This window comes from Methanococcus voltae (assembly GCF_024807655.1).
Classification (GTDB): domain Archaea; phylum AGJL01; class Methanococci; order Methanococcales; family Methanococcaceae; genus Methanococcus; species Methanococcus voltae_D.
This window is the reverse complement of the sequence record NZ_JANUCR010000009.1, coordinates 1-24,843: the sequence shown is the minus strand read 5'-3', so window position 1 is coordinate 24,843 and position 24,843 is coordinate 1. Positions and strand designations below refer to the sequence as shown.

The 24,843-nt window shown below is 26.3% G+C and carries 21 protein-coding genes; 9 read left to right on the top strand and 12 right to left on the bottom strand.

The annotated features are described in order from the left end of the window. Positions 1-47: 47 nt before the first annotated feature. The 3 genes from J3E06_RS08020 to fni all read right to left on the bottom strand — a co-directional run bounded on the left by J3E06_RS08020 (position 48) and on the right by fni (position 3,774). Positions 48-998: a polyprenyl synthetase family protein gene (locus tag J3E06_RS08020; RefSeq protein ID WP_013180770.1), complete on the bottom strand. Its 951-nt coding sequence runs from the start codon at positions 996-998 to the stop codon at positions 48-50. A gap of 201 nt (positions 999-1,199) precedes the next feature. After that, complete coding sequence (locus J3E06_RS08015; protein ID WP_013180771.1) at positions 1,200-2,546, bottom strand: RNase J family beta-CASP ribonuclease; 1,347 nt, start codon at positions 2,544-2,546, stop codon at positions 1,200-1,202. Between the two features lie 166 nt (positions 2,547-2,712). Continuing rightward, positions 2,713-3,774 carry a type 2 isopentenyl-diphosphate Delta-isomerase gene (gene fni / locus J3E06_RS08010; RefSeq protein WP_013180772.1) on the bottom strand — a complete coding sequence of 354 codons (1,062 nt, stop codon included), beginning with the start codon at positions 3,772-3,774 and terminating at the stop codon, positions 2,713-2,715. Between the two features lie 425 nt (positions 3,775-4,199). Here fni and J3E06_RS08005 point away from each other — a divergent pair, with 425 nt between their 5' ends. The 5 genes from J3E06_RS08005 to J3E06_RS07985 are packed head-to-tail and all read left to right on the top strand — an operon-like array spanning position 4,200 to position 9,110. Further along, on the top strand, positions 4,200-4,484 hold the full coding sequence (locus tag J3E06_RS08005; RefSeq protein WP_013180773.1) for a Gar1/Naf1 family protein: 285 nt from the start codon (positions 4,200-4,202) through the stop codon (positions 4,482-4,484). An 11-nt stretch (positions 4,485-4,495) separates the two neighbouring features. Further along, positions 4,496-5,509, top strand: coding sequence for a transcription initiation factor IIB (locus tag J3E06_RS08000; RefSeq protein ID WP_013180774.1), 1,014 nt, complete (start codon positions 4,496-4,498; stop codon positions 5,507-5,509). Between the two features lie 18 nt (positions 5,510-5,527). Further along, positions 5,528-7,144, top strand: coding sequence for a type II/IV secretion system ATPase subunit (locus J3E06_RS07995; RefSeq protein ID WP_013180775.1), 1,617 nt, complete (start codon positions 5,528-5,530; stop codon positions 7,142-7,144). An 8-nt stretch (positions 7,145-7,152) separates the two neighbouring features. Further along, complete coding sequence (locus J3E06_RS07990) at positions 7,153-8,217, top strand: type II secretion system F family protein (RefSeq protein ID WP_013180776.1); 1,065 nt, start codon at positions 7,153-7,155, stop codon at positions 8,215-8,217. Positions 8,218-8,225: 8 nt separating this feature from the next. Beyond that, positions 8,226-9,110: a type II secretion system F family protein gene (locus J3E06_RS07985; protein ID WP_013180777.1), complete on the top strand. Its 885-nt coding sequence runs from the start codon at positions 8,226-8,228 to the stop codon at positions 9,108-9,110. 69 nt (positions 9,111-9,179) lie between these two features. Here J3E06_RS07985 and J3E06_RS07980 read toward each other — a convergent pair whose 3' ends face one another. The 5 genes from J3E06_RS07980 to J3E06_RS07960 all read right to left on the bottom strand — a co-directional run bounded on the left by J3E06_RS07980 (position 9,180) and on the right by J3E06_RS07960 (position 13,950). Beyond that, on the bottom strand, positions 9,180-9,689 hold the full coding sequence (locus tag J3E06_RS07980) for an HDIG domain-containing metalloprotein (protein WP_048187597.1): 510 nt from the start codon (positions 9,687-9,689) through the stop codon (positions 9,180-9,182). 149 nt (positions 9,690-9,838) lie between these two features. Beyond that, on the bottom strand, positions 9,839-10,390 hold the full coding sequence (gene tfe / locus J3E06_RS07975) for a transcription factor E (RefSeq protein WP_013180779.1): 552 nt from the start codon (positions 10,388-10,390) through the stop codon (positions 9,839-9,841). Then, positions 10,390-11,511 (bottom strand): ATP-grasp domain-containing protein, encoded by a 1,122-nt coding sequence (locus tag J3E06_RS07970; RefSeq protein ID WP_013180780.1) that lies wholly within the window; start codon positions 11,509-11,511, stop codon positions 10,390-10,392. The genes tfe and J3E06_RS07970 overlap by 1 nt, the downstream gene beginning before the upstream one ends. A gap of 159 nt (positions 11,512-11,670) precedes the next feature. Continuing rightward, positions 11,671-12,606: a GTP cyclohydrolase MptA gene (gene mptA, locus J3E06_RS07965; RefSeq protein WP_013180781.1), complete on the bottom strand. Its 936-nt coding sequence runs from the start codon at positions 12,604-12,606 to the stop codon at positions 11,671-11,673. 120 nt (positions 12,607-12,726) lie between these two features. Beyond that, positions 12,727-13,950 (bottom strand): AAA family ATPase, encoded by a 1,224-nt coding sequence (locus tag J3E06_RS07960; RefSeq protein WP_013180782.1) that lies wholly within the window; start codon positions 13,948-13,950, stop codon positions 12,727-12,729. A gap of 639 nt (positions 13,951-14,589) precedes the next feature. On the opposite strand from J3E06_RS07960, the gene J3E06_RS07955 reads away from it, so the two are divergent. Then, entirely contained in the window at positions 14,590-15,087 is a 498-nt protein-coding gene (locus J3E06_RS07955) for an ArsR family transcriptional regulator (protein ID WP_052297124.1), read from the top strand. A gap of 458 nt (positions 15,088-15,545) precedes the next feature. Here J3E06_RS07955 and J3E06_RS07950 read toward each other — a convergent pair whose 3' ends face one another. The 3 genes from J3E06_RS07950 to J3E06_RS07940 all read right to left on the bottom strand — a co-directional run bounded on the left by J3E06_RS07950 (position 15,546) and on the right by J3E06_RS07940 (position 20,485). Then, complete coding sequence (locus J3E06_RS07950) at positions 15,546-16,583, bottom strand: hypothetical protein (protein WP_013180784.1); 1,038 nt, start codon at positions 16,581-16,583, stop codon at positions 15,546-15,548. 97 nt (positions 16,584-16,680) lie between these two features. Then, a complete protein-coding gene (locus tag J3E06_RS07945) occupies positions 16,681-18,726 on the bottom strand; it encodes an AAA family ATPase (RefSeq protein ID WP_048187225.1) in 2,046 nt (681 codons plus the stop codon). A 202-nt stretch (positions 18,727-18,928) separates the two neighbouring features. Then, on the bottom strand, positions 18,929-20,485 hold the full coding sequence (locus tag J3E06_RS07940; RefSeq protein WP_013180786.1) for an AAA family ATPase: 1,557 nt from the start codon (positions 20,483-20,485) through the stop codon (positions 18,929-18,931). Between the two features lie 219 nt (positions 20,486-20,704). Here J3E06_RS07940 and J3E06_RS07935 point away from each other — a divergent pair, with 219 nt between their 5' ends. The 3 genes from J3E06_RS07935 (at position 20,705) to J3E06_RS07925 (ending at position 24,327) form a co-directional block, all read left to right on the top strand. Next, positions 20,705-21,712 carry a potassium channel family protein gene (locus tag J3E06_RS07935; RefSeq protein WP_013180787.1) on the top strand — a complete coding sequence of 336 codons (1,008 nt, stop codon included), beginning with the start codon at positions 20,705-20,707 and terminating at the stop codon, positions 21,710-21,712. 160 nt (positions 21,713-21,872) lie between these two features. After that, positions 21,873-22,997 (top strand): 2-oxoacid:acceptor oxidoreductase subunit alpha, encoded by a 1,125-nt coding sequence (locus J3E06_RS07930; RefSeq protein ID WP_418904722.1) that lies wholly within the window; start codon positions 21,873-21,875, stop codon positions 22,995-22,997. Between the two features lie 196 nt (positions 22,998-23,193). Continuing rightward, complete coding sequence (locus tag J3E06_RS07925; protein ID WP_013180789.1) at positions 23,194-24,327, top strand: TIGR03576 family pyridoxal phosphate-dependent enzyme; 1,134 nt, start codon at positions 23,194-23,196, stop codon at positions 24,325-24,327. A gap of 34 nt (positions 24,328-24,361) precedes the next feature. On the opposite strand, the gene J3E06_RS07920 is transcribed toward J3E06_RS07925, so the two are convergent. Next, a complete protein-coding gene (locus tag J3E06_RS07920) occupies positions 24,362-24,628 on the bottom strand; it encodes a DUF2098 family protein (RefSeq protein ID WP_013180790.1) in 267 nt (88 codons plus the stop codon). Positions 24,629-24,843 lie beyond the last annotated feature (215 nt).

Sequence of the window (24,843 nt, the reverse complement as noted above, 5' to 3'; positions counted from 1 at the left end):
ATTAAAATAAATAAAATTAAAAGTGAATTTATGTAAAAATTAAACTTTTACATAATTCTTGAAACAATGAAGTCTGCAATATCTTCTAAAGGCTTCCTTCTATTTTCATCAAATATTTTTAAGAATTCCTTAGCTTCGATTGTTGATTCATTCATTAAATTTTTGGCATATTCTATTGAATTACTTAATAGACCTATTGCTTCAGTTATTTCTTCACTTTTTGCATTCTCATTTCCTAATATTTGTAATAATCTTTCTTTTTTATCATTTGAAAGAGTATCTAAAGCGTGAATTACCATCATAGTTTTTTTACCACTTAATATATCACTACCCACAGGTTTTCCAATTGTTTTTTGGTCCCCAATTAAATCCAAAATATCATCTTGAATTTGGAAATTAATTCCAATTCTTTTTGAATATTGATAAAGAGCTTCTGTTTCTTCCATAGTGCAATCCGCCATTATTGCTCCAATTAATATAGGTGCTTCAATCAAAGCTCCTGTTTTTTTAGAAATCATATTAACATATTGCTCCATTGTTGGAAATGTAGTTTCAAATTCCATATCGTCAGTTTGACCCTCACAAACTTCAACACATGCTTTTGATAAAATTTTCAAAACTTTATGGGCCTTTATACTATCATCAATTGTAGATAAAGCCTCAAATGCTTTTGCATATAATAAGTCGCCTGCTAATATTGCGATAGGTTCGCCATATACCTTATGAACGGTGGGTTTGCCCCTCCTTTCATCGTCATTATCCATAATGTCATCATGAACTAACGTATAATTATGGATTAACTCCACTGATAAAGCTGGAGCCATTATCTCGTCAAGACCATCTTTTTTAAGATTATACGCCATTATTGACAAATAAGGTCTTATTCTCTTACCCCCTGCCAATAATAAATGTTTTGACGCATTATATAAATTAGAATCCTTTTCAAAATATTTTTCAAGCTCTTTAGACATACTATTTAAAATTTCTTCATTAAACATATTGCACCTCTAATAAGAAGAGTATCTTATTAATATTATCAAACAATGCGATAAATGATAAATATAAACCTAAACAAAGTATAATATTTTTGTAAACAATATAACAATATCAAATTGTATATAAAATATATAAATATGGAATTTAATTAAATATTTTAAAAATATATTTAATTAATATTTAAAAATGGTAGGTATTGTAAATTAAATTACCCTTTCAAATTTCAAACTTTGACCATTTCTAAGTAAATGAACGTCATCACCTAATCTATAACCTTCTTCTTCAGCTAATTTTGCATATTCAGAAGTTAAGTTAAAATCACCGTGTGAAGGGATTAAATGTTCTGGATTTAACCATCTTAATATATCCCTATGGTCTTCTTTTGCTGCGTGTCCTGATACGTGTGCACCTTTGAAAAGTCTAACACCTGCAAGCTTTAAACGAGCTTCTAATAAATATCTTTGTGCCGAATTCATAGGGTTAGGAATCACATCTGCAGAAAATACAACCTGGTCATATTTTTCAAATTTAAAAGCTGTTTTATTAGTAATCATTCTTGATAAAACCGCACCTTCTTCACCTTGGTGTCCTGTAACAATCATCATATAATTTTCTTTACCATCTTTCATGATTGTATTAAGTGTTTTATCGATTGATGACGGATCCCAACATATTTTAGTTTCCTTAGGGAATTTTACAATGCCAATGTCTTGGGCAATTCCACAATATTTTGCCATTGACCTACCCACTAAAACGGGTGTTCTACCCATTTTAACAGCTATGTCAGTTAAAGATTTAATTCTGGCAATGTGTGAGGAAAATGTAGTTACTACGACTGCATTTTTATCATTATCGGTACCCAATAAATCATTTTTCAATAAACTTGCTGCAACGCCCTCAGAAGGAGTTTTTCCTTCATAACCTACACGAGTACTTTCAGAAATCATTGCAACTACGCCTTGCTTTCCAACTTTTTTAATAGACTTGTAATCTGGTTTTTCACCAACTACTGGGAAATTATCAAATTTGAAATCATTAGCATAAACTACTGCACCATATGGTGTGTGCAATACTGCCATTGTTGAATCTGGTATACTGTGGGTTATTTTTACAAATTCTAAAGTAATATTTGGAGTTATTTCTAATTTATTACCATTATCTAATGTAATTAATGGATTTCTAACATCAAATTTCTTTTCACTTAAAATTTCTCTTTTAACCAATTCCAAAGTATATGGCGTACCAATTACTGGAGCATTATATCTATGTGCTAATTTAGTCACTGCCCCAATGTGGTCCAAGTGTCCGTGAGTTAAAACTATTGCTTTAACCTCACCTTCTATGTTTTTCATTACTGTATCGTCAGGTATTACACCCATTTCAATTAAATTTAAGCTATGCATCTTTGAAATATCAGTATCTTCGTGAATCATTATCCTATCTAATCTAATACCCATATCAAATATGATAATCTCTCCATCGATGTTAACTGCAGTCATATTTCTACCGACTTCTTCATAGCCTCCTATGGCAACCACTTCTAATTGCAAAATATCACATCCTTTAAGACATCTTGAATAATTGTGAACATGAACATATACTATCATATATAATAATTAAAAATATGAAAATTTGATAAAAAAATTCATATTATTATTAATATATTATTTAGTATAATTTAATAATATAATCGATATTGATTATTTATAAGCTATATTAATCAATCCAATTTTTTAACTCTCCTTTTATAATATATCTTGCAGAATTTAATTCTTTTATATTATTACATCCTGTTAAGAACATAGTTATTTTAAGTTCCTTAATTAAACTTTCAAATAATTTAACAACTTCTTCAGGGGATTTCATCGCTGCTTTTAATACAGGTAGTGCAATACCACAACAATCTGCACCCAAAGCTAAAGATTTAGCAATATCCACACCTGACCTAATACCACCTGTGGCAATTAATGGCTTAGAAAATTCTTTCCTAACATCTAATATCGAAGCCGCAGTAGGTATTCCCCATTCCAAATATTTCTCAGATAAATTTTTATGTTCTTCATCTTTTACTCGATAATATTCAACTGCAGACCATGATGTGCCACCACTTCCACCTACATCTATAGCGTCAAATCCTAAATTATTTAAATATAATCCATCATTTTGACAAAAACCTTCACCAACTTGTTTTGCGATGAATGGCATATTTCCAAAATACTTCTTATAATCATTAATTACGCCAGATAAATAGTCCAAATTCCTAAAATCCGTATCCCCTTCAGGTTGTATTGCCTCTTGAAGAGGGTTAAAATGTATGGCCATTGCGTCTGCATCTATTATATCGACTGCTTTTTTTACAGTCTCATAATTCCAATTATCTTTCATAAAATTAACTGCACCCAAATTTCCAATAATTAGTGAAGATGTATAATCCCTAACTACCGAATAAGTATCTTCCAATCCTTTTTTAACGATAGCAGCTCTTTGAGAACCTAAGCCCATACCTAAATTCATTTCTTCAACCGCAATTGCAATGTTTTTATTAATTTCCTTCGCAATTGCATGTCCACCAGTTATTCCAGCGACTATTATAGGTGCATCTAATTTTTTTCCAAATAACTCTATAGAAGTATCTATATCTTCTAAAGAACTTTTAGATATCCCCTTATGAACTAATTCCACATTATTTAAGAGAGTTCCTTTTTTGTATTCTACATTACAATGTTCACAAACTATTAAGTGTTCTAGTTTTCTATATTCAATATCATAATTATTCATCTATTACCACCTATATATTATTAACCCATAATTTATAAATTCCAATATTATTTTAATTAAATTTGTTATGATTATAATAGCATAGTATATGTGTAAAATAATATAAAAAATAATGTAAATGAAAAATTTGAAAACATGAAGATATGATAAAAATAAATATTATATACATTAAATGATTAATTAACCTTTAATTAATGATAAACCTATATTAAATAGTTAATTTATAGAATAAAGGGATATTTATAAATATTTTGATGATGTAATTTAAAAAACTTAAGATATTGTTAATTGCCACACTAATATTCTATATAAAGTTTTCGAAACATATAAATAATAATACATACAAACTATATATTATTAATTAAATAAAATACTTATTAATTTAATAAATTAAATATATGAATGGTTATTTTGGAGGAATATTTTTGGAAAAAATAGAACTTCTGCATGAAACGCCCAAGGGAAAATTGATAGGTCTTGGTAAAAATCAAATACCTATTGGATCTATGGTGGGTATAACAGAAAATAAAAAATTTTTAAGAATTGGTATTATCTATGATATATTTGGCCCCATAACCCGACCTTATGTTAAAATAATACCTGATGATAGTGCAAAAGCTGAGATTGCATTAAAAAATAAATATTTAATTATAAAACCTAAAAATAACTCGAAAAAATCATACCGAAATAAGAAAGCCCGTAAGAATTAAGTGGTGTTATTATGAAAACCGAATCTATAACCCAAAGTAAAAAAAGGCTCGAACAAAAGAAAATATCTATTGTAAACCCTGAAGATTACTCAAATAAAAATGTAATTCTTGAAAAAGAAGAAGAGTTAATTTGTCCCGTATGTAATAGTAAAAATATCATTAAAGACTATGAAAGAGCCGAAATAATTTGTGAAGTTTGTGGTTGCGTTTTACAGCAAAATTTATTTGATGTTGGACCAGAATGGAGAGCATTTGACCACGAACAGCGTGTAAAAAGAAGTAGAGTAGGAGCTCCTATGACTTATACTATCCACGATAAGGGTTTATCCACCGTTATCGATTGGAGAAATAAAGATAGTTATGGTAAAGACATATCTGCAGATAAAAGAGCTCAATTATATAGATTAAGAAAATGGCAAAGAAGAATTAGAGTTTCAGATGCTTCAGAAAGAAATTTAGCCTTTGCATTATCAGAATTAGATAGAATAGCTTCAAAATTAGGATTACCGAGGAATGTAAGAGAAAATGCTGCAGTATTATATAGGGGAGCTGTCGAAAAAGGATTAATTAGAGGAAGAAGTATTGAGGGTGTAGCAGCAGCCGCATTATACGCAGCTTGTAGAAGATGTAAAGTACCAAGAACATTGGATGAAATAGCCGAAGTATCAAGAGTAGATAGAAAAGAGATCGGTAGAACTTACAGATTTATATCGAGAGAATTAAATATTAGATTAGCACCTACAAATCCAGTAGATTATGTACCAAGATTTGCTTCAGAACTTAAATTACCTGGTGAAGTAGAATCAAAAGCTATATCTATATTAAAAGATGCGGGTAAAAAAGGATTAACGAGTGGTAGAGGTCCTACGGGTGTAGCCGCAGCAGCTATATATATTGCAAGTGTTTTACAAGGTACGAGAAGAACACAACGTGAAGTTGCAGATGTGGCTGGAGTAACTGAAGTTACTATAAGAAACAGATATAAAGAATTAACAGAACATTTAGACATTGATGTTACATTATAACCCAGTAAGGGTGAAAAAATGGGGCTTTTTGATAGGATTCAGAAAAAAGAAACCAAAAAATTTGAAGAAAATGACATAGAAAAATTTGAACCTCGTCCAAATAGTACAAATAGTACAAATGATAAAATTAAAATTAGTGAGAAAAATACGAATAAATTTAACAAACTCAATCCAATTGATGATTTAAAATCTAGCTTACTTGATAAATATTTAATAAATATAGATAAATTAGATTTTAATGTATCCATTGAGAAAAAAGAAGGAGTTAAAAAATACAATATATCAAATATCAATTATATAAATTCTGCATTATCAAAATTAACTCCGGAAATGCATAAAGAGCTAAAAACTGAATTATCAGATAGCGAATTGAAAACAATAGGGCAAATACAAGGTTATTTAAAAAATTATTTCTTAAAAAATAATATAAAAATAAAAGATATTGAAATACATTATATATCTCAATATTTTTATTTAATAATTGGAAAATTGGGCTTAATTGAAATTTTAATAAATGACCCGGAATTAGAAGAGATTATGATAAATGGAGTAGATATACCAATATATATATTCCATAGAAAATATCAAATGTGTAAAACCAATATTATCTTAGATAAATCAGAGTTGGCAAGAATAATAGATAGTATTGCGTATTTAGCAGGTAGGAATATAGATTCAAGAATACCTATGTTAGATGCTTATTTACCTGACGGTAGCAGGGTAAATGCTACAACCGCAGATATTACAACAATGGGTAATACATTAACCATTCGTAAATTTAGCAAAAATCCATTAACTATTGTCAATTTAATTAAATATAATACAATAGACCCTGAATTAGGGGCATTTATATGGCAAGCTGTTGAAGGATATTATGGAGCAAAGCCTGCAAATACTCTAATTGTGGGTGGTACAGGTTCAGGTAAAACAACTACACTAAATGTAGTTTCTATGTTTTCAATGTATAATGATAGGTTAATAACTATTGAAGATACGCCCGAATTGCAAATACCATTAGACCATACTATAAAAATGATTACAAGACCTGGAAGACCGGGAATTGATAATTATGAAATAACAATGGATGATTTAATCAAAAACTCATTAAGAATGAGACCTGACCGTATTTATGTGGGGGAAGTTAGGGGTGCTGAAGCTCACTCATTACTTGTAGCCATGAATACAGGGCATGATGGTTGTTCAGGCACATTACACGCAAATAGTGCTGACGAAGCCATGATTAGATTAATAAATCCACCTATGAATGTTCCAAAAATAATGTTATCATCTATAAATTTCATTATAAACCAGCAACGGATAAAAAGAAATAAAAAAACCGTAAGGAGAATACTTAGTGTCGTAGAAGTTGGTGGACAAGGTGATGAAATCACCAAAACAGAATTATTTAAATACAATGGTGCCACTGATGGAATCGAAAAAGTAGGTATTTGCATGTGGGAAGATGAAGTCTGTAAAATAACAGGTATAACCAGAGATGAATTATTATTAGATAGAGCAAATAGAAAAAGAGTATTAGAATACATGTCCAACAATGACATATCGGATATTAAAAAAGTAAGTGAAATTGTAAGGAGATATCAAGAAAATCCAGAATCGATCTTAAAAATGATATAAGGTATATTATGAAAAAAAAGACAGTTTCAGAAAAGAAAGAAACCGGACTAATAAATGAATTGAAAGATATGATTTATTACATATTTAATTACAATTCTAAAAAAAATAAATATGCCCTTCAAAGATCAGAATATCTAAAAAAGATATTTGAAAATAGTAAAAAAGATGATGATGAAATTCAATTTTATGAAGCATATATTGAAGAAGATTCCAGTGATTTAGATATTAACTTAGATGAATTATTATATGATAAACCAAGTCAAGGCGTTATGGGAGCTTATGCGAGCTCTTTTAGTGACTTTGTAACTAAAACCTCGATTTTTCCATCTCGTCGTGATTACCAATATGCAGGTATTGACGACGAAAGGTTATATTTTTTAAAAGCGATAATGACATCCATTATAGTTTCCGTATTTTTAATAGTATTTGAAACAGTTTTTGGAAACTTTATAGGTGGCGTTTTAAATGGCTTAACATTTTTTATATTGATTATGTTAGGTAGTATATTTTATCCAAAAATTAAACTAACATTATTTAAAGGAGAAATTAAAATCCAAATATTAATGACATTATTACATATTATTTCAATGTTAAATTCCGGTGCTTCAGTTCAAGAATCTATTAAAAATATCGCGGATAATCCCGAATATGGTATACCATCTTATGAATTTAGAAATATTATAAAAGATATTAATAATGGAGGTTATAGTTTCGAAGGAGCACTTGAAAGAGCCAGAACAAGAACTAAAGTAAATTTGATGAAAGAATTATATTCTCAATTAATAATTTCTTCAAGCAAAGGTGGAACACAATTATTATTAGAAAATCTATATAAAGACATTGTAAGGTCTTCGATGTCAAAAATAGACTCTGCAAAATTCCAAATTGGGAATTTAGGGAATTTAGTATTTGGTGCTGGTCTAATATTACCATTTGCGGGATTATTACAAGCTTCATTGGGTGGACAACAAGGCTATGACGGCGTCATTAATGCCGTAGAATTAGTTTTATTTAAAATTGGACCTTTATCAACTATCGTCTTCGGGATATTTATTAAGATGAAAATAGAATGAGGGGTAATATGGAATTTGAGAAACTATATAATTACATTATACGAAGAAATTTGTATATATTAAAAAAATCAGGTTTTAACATCACTGAAAAGAATTTTTTAATTGCCATATTATTAACATCATTCATACCTTTGATATTCAAAATATTCTTAAATTTTACAATTAAAAGTACATTAATACTAACATTTATGTATTTATTCAGTTTAATGGTTATCCCATCAATACTTTATGAAAATAAAATAGATAAATTTGAAAAGAATCTACCTAAAGCTTTGTATATTATGGTATTATCATTAAATTCAGGTCGTTCAGTTATAGAATCAATTAATGAAATTATTAATAGTGATATTAAAGAAGTTAATATTGCATTTTCAAAAATAATTTTATTAATGAGTGAAAGAAAATTAAGTTTCGAAGATTCTGTATTAATAGTTTCAAACTCACTTGATTCTAAATTGTTTAAACAATTAGGTAGGTTAATTATCGAAAATAGAAAATACGGTGGTAATTTAGCAGAAAGTTTGAATACTTTAGCTAAAACGTTGGAAGACCTTACAAATTTAAAAAATCAATTGTTAAGTGTTGCTTCTAATGGTTTATCTGTTGGTATTATTATATTATGTATTATGATACCAGCCACTGCGGGTTTAGTAGGTAGTTTTTTAAACTTAATATCTGCCATATCTTCGACAGCTACTGCAGTACATCCTGAACAGATTGCTAAAACCATAGAAATTATACAAATAGGTACAGGAATTTTTGGATTTTTAGTAGCTATTCCAATGTTTGGAATAAAGCTCAATAGAATGGTTATTATGTCAACAATATGTATGACGTTGGGTATTTTGTCATTCTACATCGTTTATAATTTATCAATTATTATATTCACCTAAAAATAAAATAATTAAAAAAAGTTAATTAAAAAATTAATTTAAATATCATATATTTATAAATAGCATATATTATTTTTTTAATTCGTTTAGCTCATTGTATAAGTTTAAAATTCGATTAAATCCTTCATTTGAACAATTTCTACTTTTAAATTTAACTATAACTTCATTAATTGAAACTCTTTTTGTTCCAAATGTTAAATTATCAACATTTGCTATAATTTTTTCTTCCAAAGTTTCAGGAATATAATCTTTAATAGGTAAATTTAACAATTTTGCCTGTTCTTTTGAGATTCCTGCACCAATATGCGTTTCAGCAATCTTTGCCAATTTTGGCAAATCCATATTATTAAGTATTTTAGCACCAATTATTCCATGATTTAAGTCTTGTGATTCTGAACGACCAATATCGTGTAATAAACCACCCAACACTATAAGATTAATATCCAAAGTATTATTTTTTAAAGATTTCGCAAAATCATAAGCATAAGCTGAAACTGTAATACAATGACATACTATATTAATATCACATTTTTCAACCAATATATTCAAATATTTAATAAAATCAGGTGTATCAAAAATTGAAATATATGTTTTTTTAAGATTCGGATTTTCGTTTGAAGAGTCTAATAAAAAAGAAATAAGTTCTGGTTCAGAGGTTTTATTTAATTCAACATAATTTTCAAAACAATTTTTCATAACATATCACTTAAGCATATTAAAAATTTTAATTAACTAAATAATGAATTTAAAGTGTATTCTTTTTCCAAATAAATTATTTGATTTTTTATATTTAAGATATCATCTTTATTATCGTATTCATATAAAGTACCATCACATTGTGGACATTTAAAACTATTATCCATTGCGTCCTCAAATGTAAATTTTATTTCACACTCTTGACAGTAAAAAAACAAATTATCTTCTTCCATAGATAGTTGGTCTTTTAAAGTAGTGATAAGTTTCTCCATTTTTTTCTTAACCAATCCTGGTAATTTTTCTAAAGCAGGCATCCAAGTATAAGTGTACCAATTTGTTTCCTCATCCTTTTCCCTGTTATAATTAACCAACCTGGCTTCATACAATCGATATAATATTTTACGAATATTATTTAATTTTACATCTAATTGTCGAGATATTTCATCATCAGTAACTTCACCCAAATCTATTAATATAGATAATACATCAAATCCCATCATATCCTCATCCATTACTTCAAAAAGCACCTGTTGAACTAACGGATTCTCTAACATAACATACATATCATCTTTATCATATTTCATTAAATACACCTCTTAATAAATTCATCCGAAATTAAATCCTTATTTAACTCAGGATATATTAATGTACATATTGGCTCGTTTTTAGAAATAAAAGCTCCTTCCATAGGTAAATCTCGAATATAATCTTCAATATTAATACCATATTTTTTAAAAATATCTTTTTTAAATACAATATCTTTGTTGGCAAATAATACTCTTTTATAATATATTTCTTCCATTTTTGGACATTCTGAACCCAATAATACCTTTGCCAGATTATAATTACAAGACATTTCTAAAGTCTCGTAAGTACCCAAAATTCTTGGATTTATATCTATAATATAAGGTTCGCCATTTTTAACCATAAAGTCAAAACCATTCATACCTGTTAAATCGAGTGTTTCAATTAATTCAGAAAATTGATTTATTTGTGTTTCAAATCCTTTTGAAATTAACTCTGGACTGTAAGGTGTTATATTTCCAACATACATATTTCCAAAATCACTTCTTGAAATTATTTGCTTGTTGAAAGCTAAATAATTAGAATTTATATATGATATACTATATGATTCTGAATTAATATATTCTTGTACCAAAATAGGATATTTAATATCCAGCCTATTTAATAAATCGAATTCTATATTTAACATTTTATTATTTATATATATTACCCCAATACCACCACAACCAAATAATGGTTTTAAAATAACTTCTTCAAATTCATTTATAAATTTTTCAAGTTGATATTTATTATTTATTTTTTTAGTTATTGGTGTATTATACCCCAATTTCTGAAGATTTTTTGTAATATTGTATTTATTACTTATTTCATTTATTTTTTTAGGCGAATTACCAATAGTATCCCATTTTGGAATTTTGGAATTGGTTGATTCAAAAATTCCTGAACATATTATATAATTATCAACCATATCTTCATAATTATTTGCAAGATTTAATAATTCATCTTCAGAATAATTATTATAAAAATTGCCATGACTCATATCATTAATTAAATACTCTGACTTATCAGAATGACAATCGATAGGATTATAATAAGATACTGAATAAACTTCAAAACCTAATTTTTTAAAAGAATTAACCACAGGACGTGTATTTACACCGACGACTAATATTTTAGACATTTTTACTACCAAGATATTTAATTTTATAAAATTCATCATTCTTGTAAACAAAATATATATTCGTAATCATATTAATAATTTATCAAATAATATATAAAAAAATGTAATTTTATATAAATATATAATTTAAAAGAGTATTATAATTTAAAATTAAATACTTTATATTAATTCATTTCTCAATTCTTCCATTGTAGAAAAACGTTCTGCAAATGCGTCGTGCCTATGAATACTCTCTTTATTTACCTGCCTTATTAAAACTTCCGCATCACCCGGCAATTCGGTGAACTCATCTACAACTCTTTTAATCATTTCCCGAGCACAGTCTTCTACAAATTTTGGATTTTTATGAGCATATTCAACCACATAAGCTTCATCAGTTCTTTTTAAAAGTTCATATACTTCACCACTCATAGAAGATTTAATAATATCAATTATTTTAGAAATTCCAATATCATAATTATCAGGTACTTCTACCATAATTGTACCGATTCCCCTTTGATTGTGTGTTGCAATAGTAACTGAATCCAATATTTTAACGATTTCCTCATCATTGAACCCATTATTTTTAAGTTCAGTTATTGCATTCTGAGTTAATAAATCCTGAGCACATGGACAAGCAGTCATACCAACAACTTCCGCACCAACCATTTTTTTCATTATTAAGTTACCATCTTCTTTAACGCCGTATGCTCGAGCCATTATTTTACATACTTCTTGTGATTTTTTATGAGTTACAGGTGATTTTTCTTCCATAATATAATCGTCACTAACTAAAAAAACCTCTGCCCTATTGGCATATTCGTGTTTTTCAAATAATCGCTTTACAATTTCAATAGATAAGTCTTCAACACCATATATTTCTTCTTCAGACAATATTCTTTCAATTACTTCCCCTATTACTTCAGGACTCCTTGACATGTGTATACCCTTTTGATTAGATGGCAAATCTACAAAAACTTCAAAAGTAGGTACTAAAACTACATCTCTTTTAGTAGGGTCCCTTTTTATTTTAACTAATTTTTTCAAATTAGTAACACCCACTCGAGTAAGTGAAACTTTAATATCTGGTTCTTTAGATTGAACGTCACATAACATATAATCACCGACTAAATAAAATATTGGTTAAATATTATATTCTATTAAATATAAAACATACTCTTTGATATTAATAATAAATAGTAAAATATAAAATATATTTTAAAAAAAAAGATAATATTATTCATCCTTTTCTATAATCAAAACATCTTTTAATTCTTTAGATAATGTATAATATACATTATAACCATCTCTTTCCTTATATACATAACCCATTTCGTAAATATCTGACAAATGCGTACCTATCGTACCTGGTGAGTTATTCAATACACCCGAAAGTTCGGTAACTGTAGAACTACCCCCCAAATCCGCCATAGCCCTAACTATTTTAGACTGAGCAGGTGTTAAGTGGTTTAATATTTGATGACCAACACTTATACCTAATTTTTTCAATGCAGATTCCACCATAGCCTCATCAACAATTGTAGAGCTATTTTTTAGACCAATAGATATAGCTTCAGAACACGTCATAATAATACGTCTTGGTATACCATCACACTCTTCAATTATTTTCTCAATGCTTTCTGGAGTAAATGGATCATATTCAGAAGCTCCATTAGTGTGAACATCTTCTAAACGCCTCAATATTAAATCATGTGCTTCTACCTTATCAAGAGGGGGCATATTAATAACTTTAGGAATACGGTCTCTTATTGCAGGCGATATTTTGGTTAAATCTTCCATCATAGTAGGAGGCCCTGCAAAGAAGGCTAAAATATCATCCTCATATAAGAAAGAGTGGAAAAATTGCAATAACCCCAAACAGCTTCTTTTTGCAAATTGATCCGCCTCATCAACCAATATAACACATAATTTACCCTCTTCTTTAACATTATGTAATAAATATTTTAAATCCCTTTCAATTTTTTCACGAGGATAATGAACGGGCGTTTTATCACTGTATGTATTTAAACGTCGATATATTTCTATTATTTTTTTAGAATGTTCCATATAATTCGTAGATAAAGTACCATCTACAGAAAATAAATTATCTCCTATAATACTATGCATCAGCTGAATTAAAAATTGTCTTGCAGTTACCTGAGAAGCCTCTAACTGCACAATCCAGTGCCCATGTCTTTTTGCTGCGTAATATAGTATATTTAATATGGAGCTCTTACCAATACCTTTAGTACCAACAATTGCTGCATTAGCTACACTACCATATTGAGCCGCACCTAAAATGTCAGCTATTTCTGAAAGTTCTGAATTTCTACCTACAAAAAATTTAGTGTTTCCCCGAATAGGTTTTTCAGAAAATGGATTGGACTTTAATTTTAATCTATTCATAGATTTTTTAGATATAGATGATGCATTGTGTATAAACTCAATAGGATCTATCATAAAACCACCAATACACAATAATATTTAAATATATTTCTAAATATTTTTAACATTTATAAGGATTTTCATAAGAATATATTATATGATATTGGATATTTTTATATGTTTCGAATTTTCGAAAGAGATTAATATTTAATAGTATAATATATAATAAATAATTAATATTGTGAATATTATTATTAATCCTTGTAATATTATGAATATATTGTAATTTTTAAAAAATAAAGAATATTATATATATTAAATATAATAAAAATAAATAAAAATAAGTTTAATAAAATTTAATAATATATTTAAAATATCCTTATGTAATAAAAATAAGTTTAATAAACTAAAATACTAAGGTATAACTTAATAAATATTATTAAAAATGTGAATATTATAATAAATAATTAAAAAGACATTAATAAAATCAACAATATAATATTATCAATTAAAAAAGATAAATGGGATATAAATATAGTATATAATACGATATATTTTAAAAATAAGTATATATTAATAAAATCAATATGTAATAAAATTATTATAAAAGGTAATAATTTCTATTACGTGAATTTTAAAGCATATGATTGAAAAAAATACATATGATTGAAAAAAATGATATAAATAATATAATTAATGAGTAAATGGGTAATTATGAGCGATAAAGACCATATTAATAAAATAATAAATACCAATCAAAGGTATAAACTAATAAAATATATATTGGAACATAAAAACAACTGTATAAACGATATAGAAAAAAATACCAAATTATCAAAAGGGTTCATATCCCAATATTTAAATGTTTTAAACAGCTTTGAAGTTATATATTACAATACTAAAGGTAAAACAAAGATATATAATGTAAATAAAGCATATACTTCTATATTAAAAGAAATAGTAGATAAAAAAAACAAAAATTGTGAAGAAAACAATATAAAAACTTTTGATGAAGTAAATAATAAAAATATTAAAAGTTTTGATAAAATAATCGATAAATACGGTGCTAAAACTTATAAAATCCAATTTAAAAAATATTTAAAAGACTATGAAATATATGAACTACCAGACCAACAATATTGGTGCATATCTTGCCAATCCAAAAATTGTGAACATGTTGAAGAGTTAAAGAAATTACTAGATACTTTATGATTTTCGGGTTTTCGAATTAGTGCTATATATAAATCATTTTAAAATATAAGGTGTAAAAATATTATAATATGTCTCTTTTTATTTTAAAACTTTTTTTAATGTTATAACGTTAACTTTTGTATTTTACTATTTTTTTTATTAAAAAACTTTTGTCATGTTGCTTAAATATGTATTTTACGTTTTTGAAGTATTTTAACACATTTTTAACATAATATTCATAATTATATATTATTATATTATTATATTATTATATTATTACTATTATAGTAGATATATATAATAATATAATAAATAGTCTAAAAATGATAGTATTTTTATCAGTAAAAAGTTAAACTTTTAAAAAAATGAACGAATTATATTATACATACATCACACTCGAAAACCCGAAACTTAAAAAAAGATATAATATATTCTAAAAACGATTAAAAATGAATATTATCTAACGAAACTAATTATTTTCATATCATATCCTGGTAGAACGTTTTCTTTAGATACAGTTCTTCATACAACTTTATGTAGTTTTTATAGTGTATTTTTTGATTAAATAATAATTTATTAATCAATACTTTAAACGTAATTGTTTTTTTAGTTTTATTTTTTGATAATATACCCATATTGCATAATTCACTTAAATATCTATATAATGTTGGTTTGGTAAATTCATCATATGATTCGTAGATATCTTGTATTTTGAATTTTTTTAGCTGCATACACTTTTCGTATAATTTTTTTAAATTAGTTGGTATTATTTGATATGCCACCTTTTTCCAAGGTATTTTTAAATCACGCAATGTTTTTAATTCCCTTTTGCTATTTTTTAATATAATTTCTATTGCAGTAATGTTTCCATGCGATATGTTTAGTATTCGCTCCGCTACTTTGCAATTTTTTATTAATATACCAAAATTTTTTGCGTAATTGATTAATGCTGCACAATTATTTATTTTTGAATTAGAAAAATGTTGTTTAATATTTTTTATATTTTTAAAAGGAGTCCTTATAATTATTGAAAAATCATTATTTAACCAATTTACAAATCTTTTAAATGAATGATTGTAATTCCAGGCGTATGTGTTATTGGTATCAATTACAATCAATGGTTTTATACTTTTAAGTAATGTATTTAATTTAAAAAGTACTTTTTCAAAATTATTTTTTTTTAAATCGTTAAAAGTATCGCCTATTACTTTATACCATCCTATTTTGGCACGATTATATTTTCCATTTATTCTATATTCTTTATTTATATATTCAAATATATTATTCATATGATTTACATCATATTTTCCATATGCGAATTTTTTAGATATCGCATTTAATAGATTATTTATCATCTTACTGACTGAAGGGCTACCTAATATCCTAATTATTGGGGTTTTATTTATATAATTAAATTCAAAACAATTATCATAATTTAATATGGTGGATTGATTTGTAGGTTGAATCCATAAATCACCAGTATCATATGTTTTAGGATAATTTTTAATTAATTTCATAATAGCCCCTTTTTAACTTAATTCATTGAGTTTAATTTATAGTATATTTAATATTTCTATTTTATTATTCTTATTTTTACTATATTATTAAATAATATTACATAATCCTATATTTTCTATTTTTCGGCTCATATATGTCCCCAACTTGTTTTAATTTTTTCAAAGCCGTTTTAACTTGGGTTTCGTCGATATTTTCCTTATTTGCTTTATCGACAATATCTTCATAAATAACTAATTCATTATCCAATTCATTAGATAAATTTTTTATAATCAGATATACTGATTTCATATAATTTACATCTTTTTTAGAAACACCCGTCACTTTACCTATATCAAATGAATTTGTTTCAGGGTCATAGGCTATTTCTTTCAACGATTCTGTGATTATATTTATTGCTTCTATTGCATCAACTTCATCAACTTCATCATGAAGTCTTGCTTTAGCATGTGCTTCAGCAATTCTAATTGTAGCTTCTAATTGTCTCGCTGTAATCTGAACTGAACTTTTCCTCATATTAGTATAATATTCTACTAATATATTCTCAGCATCTTTAGATATTATAGGCTGCTTCTGTCGAGCATATATAATATATTTTATAATAAAGTCATTATCTATTAGAATATCATCTATTATAATATTGTCTAATTTCATATCTACTTTTATATTTTTATCCAAATAGGCTTTATGTATGTTTATAATATGTTTACCTATTTCTTTATCTCTTGCACGGTCTGGTTCATCTTTTAAAGGAAATATTAAGTCAAATCTGCTTAACATTGGTGCAGGTATATTTATTTGCTCAGAAACTGCTTCATTGTTATCAAAACGACCCCATTTAGGATTACATGCAGCAAGAATACTACATTCAGAGGATAATTTTGTATTTATACCTCCTTTGTTAATATGAATTGTTTGGCTTTCCATAGCTTCTAAAACATAGCTTTGTAAATCCCTATTTACCGTAAGCTCGTCTATACATGCAGTACCTTTATTTGCTTTAACTAAAAGACCTGGTTTTATAACCCAAGTGTCATCTCCTATTTCTGTTTTTTCACGTACAACTGCTGCGGTTAAACCAACACCTGAGGCAGTAGTCGCAGAACCATAAACATTACCAGGTATTTCTGCTATTTTCCTTAACATCACTGATTTACCTATACCTGGGTCAGTTATTAATAAAACATGGCTATCTGCCCTTTTGTTTCCTTTTTTTACGCCTTTAATTTGTTGTAATAATATTGCTTTTTTAATTGTGGAATATCCTTTTATTTCAGGAATGAGTCGTTCTGATAATATATTGATAATATCATCATGTTTACTCACTTTATTGATTTTTTCAACATCTTCTTCATTAAGAATTGCTTCTAATTTATTATCTATAATTTCGCAATTCAAACCTTTTACAATTATATCATATATTGGTATTTTTTTATTTTTTTGTGATTTAACGGGAATTCCTGTTATTTTTACCCTTCCACAATATATGCCGGGAGAATTTTCCAATAGAACTGTTATATATTTGGGTGGTTCTTCAGGGTCATCCATTAAGTCCAATGGTTGTTGAATTTTAAGCTCTTGATAATCTATATATTTTGAATTTTCTTCATTTAAATTCATTAATTCGCCACAATTTTTATTACTACACATTGGTTCAATATATCCTTCAAATGGATTCTCAACATTTATATCTATAATATTCCCACATTTAGGACATATGAATTTTGCTTTTTTTAATGCAGATTTTATTTTTGTAGATACGGTTACTACTCCTTCAAATTCGACCAATTTTCCTAATTTATTACTTTTTATATCTTCTATAGTCATTGGTTTGTTTTTACTGTTTTTATTAATGGAATCTGGTAATTGATATGGGATTATATTAATATCTTTCCTAACTATTTTCAATGATTCATATGCATCGATATATGTATCCCTAATAAAATTTAAAACTTCTTTTGGATTATATTCTAATAAATCTATTTCTTTAAAGAAGCCTTCTTTCTGTAAATCTGTTAAATCAATTAATATATTATTCTTATCAAAAATTATATCATTACTATATTTTCTTTTAAGATAATCTTTTAACATATTTTTATTATTCTTTAAAGATTCTATCTCTTTTTTTAATATTTCTGAATCCATTAATTCACCAGCAGGCATATTTATTTCATAAATAAATTTTATTTCATAAATGAGTTTTATATTTTTAAAAGTTATAAAAATAAATTTGGTAAATTTTTAATATATCCCATATCAAATATATATTTAATCATTTGATTTTTGAGTTTTCGGGTTATATATATTTTATAAAAAAATGAGTTATTTTTATATTAATTATATTTATTTAAATTATTTTCAAGCTTTGGGATAATTCTTGTATTTTTTGTTCCAAATATGTTGTATCGTCTGAATTTTCAAAGTATTTCTGTATAATTTCATCGTTTAAATTATTTTTATTATTTATAGTCATATTAAATAAGTCCATATTAATATCTAATTCTAAAGCCAACTTGCAAAATAGGTCATAATCTATTTCTATCTCAGGCATTAAGCCTCTATTTTTTATATTTATATTTTGTTTTGCTTTTTTAATTGGTATTATATCAATATCTGATAAATCACCTATTTTTTTAACTTTTTCGGCTATTCTATCATTATATGTTTTATTTAATATAATTCCTTTTACATCTGCACCTATTTTTTCCAATAATTTGTAATATATTAATGATTCTATATATGCACCTTCTATTCCACTTTTACTACATGACGAGACGACGTATGTTGGAATATTTAAAAATTTAGCTATTTCCGCACTACTATAGCCTGCTTTATTTAAACAACCAGTAAATGCACCCATAACTCCTTCTATTATATAATAATCATAATCTGAGGTTTCAATATATTTTTTGAATTCTGAAATTGTGGACCAACCTCTATCATATATTTTGATACTATTGTATTTTGTCATAGTTTCATTTGTAATATATAATGAAGGCACAATATCTCTCACGTCAGGACCTATTTTCGCTGAAAATACCTTATAACCTTTTTCGGCTAATTTTCCAGCAATACTGGTGGTTATAAATGTCTTACCACTTTCAGAGCCTGTTCCTAACAATATAATTCCTTTTTTAGCTTTTTTAATATTATCTATTTTATTAATATCTGTTTTTCCGTTAAATCTATATTTTTTAGAATTTAATTTTATTTTTTGATTTTTATCCGTTATTTCCTTTAATTCATCTTCTTTAATTTTAAATTTGGACAATAATGATTCTTTTATATTTTTATTATCTAAAAAATTATGTATCATAGTACCATATATTTTACCATCATAAGCTCCAGATATTAATTCATTAGACGTTTCAAGCATTTTATAGTTTAATTTATTGACTATTGATTTTGTAAACACTTTAGAGTTTTCGGGAGTGATGTGGCCATAAGTATGGCAGTGAAATCCTTCGTATAATTTATTATAATTGTTTTTTAGAACATTGTTATTCTTATCGCTTTTATATAATGTATTAAATAATGTTTTATCTTCTATTTTAAAATTTACTCTGTCTGTACATATTAATGGGGCTATATTTACATCTAAAAGACCTAATCCTTTTTTTAATATTGGTGTTTGGCTTTTTCTTCCAATATCTATATTATAAGATAATAATTGAAATCCACTACAGATGCCTAATATATAACCTTGATAATTAGACATTGTGCTTGTAAATTCATTATTATTCAATAAATCATTACATTCAATTAAACTACCCCCAGGTATTATAAAAAAATCCAAATCATTAATATCTTTTATATTAGATTCGGATATTAATTTAGTGGGTAGATTTCCAAAATTTTCAAAAAAAGGTAATGTATTTTTAACACTTAATAATCCAATTTCCATATTATCACAACCATTTTTATTAAAATTATTTTTAATATGATTAAACTATTATTTAATTTATTAATTATCTTAATTATTAAATGTTATTTTATTATATATTATAGAGTTGAAATATTTATATAATTATAAGTAATATATTAAATAACAATGATTAGATAAATAATAATATAGTATTTTTAAACATGACCTCATATATTATTAATCTCGAGAAGTGATTTTATGGAACCTATAAAGAAAATTAAAATAGGTCTTTTTGTAATATTTTTTATCGTAATGTTTTTTTCTATTTCGTTTTCATATTTTGAAAGTCTTTCAATGTTTGATTCGTTTTATTTAACTATAATAACAATGTTTACGATAGGTTATGGCGATATTCATCCAATAACATATATGGGGAGGTTAACTGCAATATTATTGGCTTTAACAGGTACGAGTGTTGGACTTTTTACTTTTGGTAGTACATTACAATTATTTGTGGAAGGATATTTTAGAAAAGCAAACAGGATGAGAAATATGAAAAACAGAATTAAAAATATGAAAGACCATTATGTATTATGTGGTTATGGTAGGATTGGAAAAGTAGTTGCAAATAGATTGGCTAAACGGGGAGCTGATTTCGTAGTTTTAGATTTAAGTGAGGAAAATTTAGTTTCAGAATTTGAAAAAAACCCTGAATTTAATTACATCTGTGGTGATGCTACATTAGATGAATGTTTAATTGAAGCTAATATTAAAAATGCAAAAACATTAATTTCTACAATGCCAAGAGATTCAGACAATGTATTTGTTACATTATCTGCGAAAAGATTAAATCCGAATATACATGTAGTTTCCAAGGCTGAAGAAACTGTTTCCATGGATAAATTATTAATTGCAGGTGCTGACAAAGTCGTTTCGCCGTATATGATAGGTGGTATGCGTTTAGCTGAATTGGCTATAAAACCAGATGTTTTGGATTTCTTTTCCACTTTTATGTCTATAGCTAACTACGAATATAATGAAGATATTGACCTTAGGAAATATAATATTCTAAAAAAATATGAGGGAATTTCAATTTTTGATTTATTAACTCAAATAAATTATAACGTTTCAATAATAGGTATTAAATCCAAAAATGGTTCTTTAAATGTTAATCCTGCAAAAGATACTATATTGCATTTGGATGACCAAATTTATGTATTTGGTACTTATGACCAACTCGAGAGTTTTGAACAATTTATTAACTGAAATATTTTATAAAAAAATATAATACTAAGATTAATAATATATAATATATTGTTATATTTTATAATTGGTATATATATTAAATTAATATATTTAATTACTGTATTTTTATAATTTTTTATATATTTTATTTTTCCATCATTTGAGAATTATGGGTGATATTATGAAAACCGAATTCATACAAGGGAATATGGCATGTGTAGAAGGTGCTTTAAAAGCAGGCTGTAAGTTTTTTGGAGGTTATCCTATTACTCCATCTACAGAAATTGCTGAAGGAATGGCAAGAAAATTACCTAAATTAAATGGTTATTATTGTCAAATGGAAGATGAAATAGCCAGTATGGCTTCTATAATAGGTGCAAGTTGGGCAGGTAATAAATCAATGACTGCTACAAGTGGCCCAGGTATTAGTTTAATGCAAGAAAATATCGGATACGCTTTTATGACGGAAACACCATGTGTTTTAGTAAATGTGCAAAGAGGGGGTCCTTCAACAGGTCAACCAACAGCTGCATCACAAGCAGATATAATGCAAACTAAATGGGGTAGTCATGGGGATTATCAACCTATTGTTTTAGTTCCAAGTTCTGTACAAGAAATGTATGATTTTACAATAATGGCGTTCAATTATGCTGAAAAATACAGAATACCTGTTTTTGTAATGGCTGATGAAATATTGGGACATATGCGTGAAAAAGTAGTATTACATGATGAAATACCTATATTTAATAGGGAAACTCCGAAAAATTCTACAAAGGATAATACTAATAATACTAATAATACTAATAATAATAATACTAATAATAATAATAATAATTTAATACAACCCATGCCCATATTTGGCGAAGGTTATAAAACAGCAGTAACTGGTTTAACACATAATGAAAAAGGATATCCTGACGTTTCTGCAGAGACACATGATAGTTTGGTAAGAAGATTATCTAATAAAATTTTAGAAAATAAAGATGACATTATATTATATGAATCTAAAAACATCGGTGCAAAAACTATATTTGTATGTTATGGAACTCCTTCAAGAACTGTTAAATATACTGTAGATTCTTTGTTAAAAGAAGGTGTGGATGTGGGATATATTAGATTAAAAACAGTATTTCCCTTCCCTGACGATTTAATTAAAAATTTAAAAGCTTCTAAAATATTAGTACCTGAAATGAATTTGGGTCAAATTTCTGGTGAAGTAATGAAGTATGCAAAATGTGAAGTTGAATTAATTGGAAAAATAGGTGGCGAATTACATAAGCCAGAAGAATTGAAGAAATATTTATAATATACTATTATTATTATTATTATTATTATTATTCAATACAATAACCAAATTTAAATATATTATTTTTAATTTTTTTACAACAATATTATTACTGATATTATTTTAATTAAATATCAAATCAATACATATACAATTATATATTTAATCTATTAAATTATTGTAATTATTTTCTATTATATATTATTTGAGGGATATTTTGAAGGATTTAGAATTTGAAAGAATAAGTAATACAAGGGAAATATTAAGGAATATTATAAAAAAACACGGAAGAGATAATATTTATGATTTAACGGGGTTAACCGGTGGTTTTTATATTGAAAATAAGAACTTAGATTTTTTAGAAACTTATACTGGACCTGCAATATTCACTGAAAAATTAAATAGGCACGGATTGGCTTATTTACACAATGATTTTAATGAAGATTCAGATATTAAAAATAAAATAGAATCATTGGAAGAATATTGTAAATCAGAAATGGCTGTGGGATTTAATAGAACTTCTTCTGCACTTTTGGCAACTATTATTACTTTAAAAAATAAAAAGATATCTCAAATATTACATTATGTACCTGAAAAACCATCTCACCCGTCAATACCTAAAAGTTGTAATATCTTAAATATACCTTATTATGAAAGTGATAATATTGAAGAAATATTGGCACTTATTGAAACTGGTAAATTTTTAATAATCACTGGTTCTACAATGAATCATAAGATTGTTGATTTAGAAAATACAAAGAAATTAATCGAATATTGTCATTCAAATAATGTAAATGTTTTATTTGATGATGCATCGGGTGCAAGAATACGTTTATTAAATGGTCAACCAACCGCTTTAAATATGGGTGCTGATTTAGTGGTTACGAGTATGGATAAATTAATGACTGGACCAAGGGCTGGTTTGTTGGCAGGTAATAAAGAATTAATAAAAGAAATATATTCAGAAGGTTTAAAGTATGGTTTGGAAGCTCAAGCGCCTATATTGGCAGCAATGGTCTATACTTTAAAAAATTTTAGTTTTGATAGGATTAAAAAAGCACAACAACGAGCAATTAATTTTACATTCGATGAATTATGTAATTATGATAATATATCTTTGGAAAAAACACCAACTGGTTTTATTATAAATATGGAACCAAAAAAGAGCTTTGATGTAGCTTTGGAGCTGTTAAAAAACTATCGTGTAATAACAATTACCACAATGGGTATGCCTGATGCAAGTAAAACCTTAAGGTTTGATTTTACTTCAAAAGATGCGGATAAAGTTTCAGATAATTATATTAAAAATTCAATATTGAATGCCATACTTGCAGTAATTAATAAAAAATAATATATTTTAAAATATATTTTAATTTTATTACTACTTACCCGGCACCACAAGAATCAATTTCATCTGAATTACTAAGATTTATATCATCATCTTTAACTTCTATTTTTTTATTATTATTTTTAGTATTTATTTTTTCAATTATTTCTATTAAGTGAGGTTTGTATGCTAAATTATTGTCTAAAACCACCAATTTTTCATTATCTAAGTTTTTAAATTCTTTTACAACTCCTTCAGTACCTGTATTTATATATCTTGCAAAATTACCAATTTCTATATTTTTTCCATTTTTATCTTGAATCATTTAATCACCAATTTTTTTAAAATATATTGATATTTAATTTAAATATCTAAGTTAAACTATTTGTAATTTTATATTGTATTTTTTAATATCCTAATATTTTAATACCATATTTGTACATTAATTGTTTTAAACCTCAAAACATTACATGTACCATCTCGTTGACATATTATGCAATTAAGATGAATACTTGAAACGGAAGAAGTTTCATGTATGAT